This is a genomic window from Vibrio sp. 99-70-13A1 (assembly GCF_013114625.1).
GTDB lineage: Bacteria > Pseudomonadota > Gammaproteobacteria > Enterobacterales > Vibrionaceae > Vibrio.
In genome coordinates, this window is record NZ_VTXD01000097.1 from 1 (window position 1) to 1,146 (window position 1,146).

At 38.0% G+C, this 1,146-nt stretch carries 1 protein-coding gene; it reads left to right on the plus strand.

The genetic code is table 11. The annotated features are described in order from the left end of the window. The first annotated feature begins 637 nt into the window (after nucleotides 1-637). Nucleotides 638-1,111, plus strand: coding sequence for a GrpB family protein (locus F0226_RS22345; RefSeq protein WP_171737690.1), 474 nt, complete (start codon nucleotides 638-640; stop codon nucleotides 1,109-1,111). Nucleotides 1,112-1,146 lie beyond the last annotated feature (35 nt).

A 1,146-nucleotide genomic window follows, 5' to 3' on the forward strand; every position in this document is an offset into this window, starting at 1 on the left:
CAGACTGTCAACGCTTGGCATTTTCAACTCGGTTTAGCTTCAGTGATTTTGGTGGTAAATTTGAGTACATTGGTAGCGTTGTCAGCTACTTAATTGGGCGTTATATTTTATTTTAAATCAGTGTCTTCTCTGGCTATCAAGTTTAGCCAATTTCAGCAGTTTAAAATCGCGTTATCAAGGTTCAAACTCTATTCAGCCGTAAAACATACCAATGCTTTTGGGGGCTTCATTTTTGGGTATGAGTCGCGTTGTTTGAAAGTGTAACTGGCTTAAAGTCGCGTCAGAGAGGTTTGCTTTTCGAGCTTTGTAATTGTTGGTGAATTGGAAGGTTTCGGTTTTATTCTTTGTTTGGTTTTAACGGTGAATATCTGATTTTCTTTCTATTGAAATGGTTTTCTGTTTTTAGGTGTCATTTTCAATTACAACGCGTGAGTTAAGTTAGAAAACCAAGTTAACATCGCAATTCTTTGCCAAGTAAATCAACCTATTGATGTAAAATATAACAAGCAATTCAAGCAGACTGTCAACGCGTGGCATTTTCAACTCGGTTTGGCTTTTGTGATTACGGTGGTAAGTTTGAGTGTATTGGTAGCGTTGTCAGCTACTTAATTGGGCGTTATGCCTTTTGGGAAATAATATGAAGTTTTATAGTGCTGACCAATATCAGTCATCCTGTGAAGGTCTGTATCGAAAATATCAACGTGAGATACAAGCTTTACTTCCAGATGCTGTGGTTGAGCATATAGGTGCTTCCTCAATTCCAAATGGTGTCTCTAAAGGTGATTTAGATATATTTGTCGGAGTTAATGGCAACGACCTTGAGGAGTCAGTGAAGGCTCTTATAACTTTAGGTTTCAACGAGAAACCTGATACATTAAGGACTCCCGAATTATGTATGTTAGAAAGTTCCTCATGTGATTATGTTGCATTTCAAGTAGTCGCTAATGGCTCAGAATTTGAGTGTTTTTTGAGGTTCAGGGATAAGCTCCGTAGAAATTCGTCTTTAGTTCAACAGTACAATGAACTTAAAATGTCTTGTGCGGGTTGGTCTCAAGATGAATATCGTCTTAAAAAGTCAGCTTTTGTAGAGCGCGTTTTAGCACAGGCATAACAAGCAATTTAAGCAGACTGTCAACGCTTGGCATT

Bases quoted from the DNA above. Each gene is read 5' to 3' on its own strand.
- F0226_RS22345 (WP_171737690.1), top strand. From the start codon at position 638: ATGAAGTTTTATAGTGCTGACCAATATCAGTCATCCTGTGAAGGTCTG.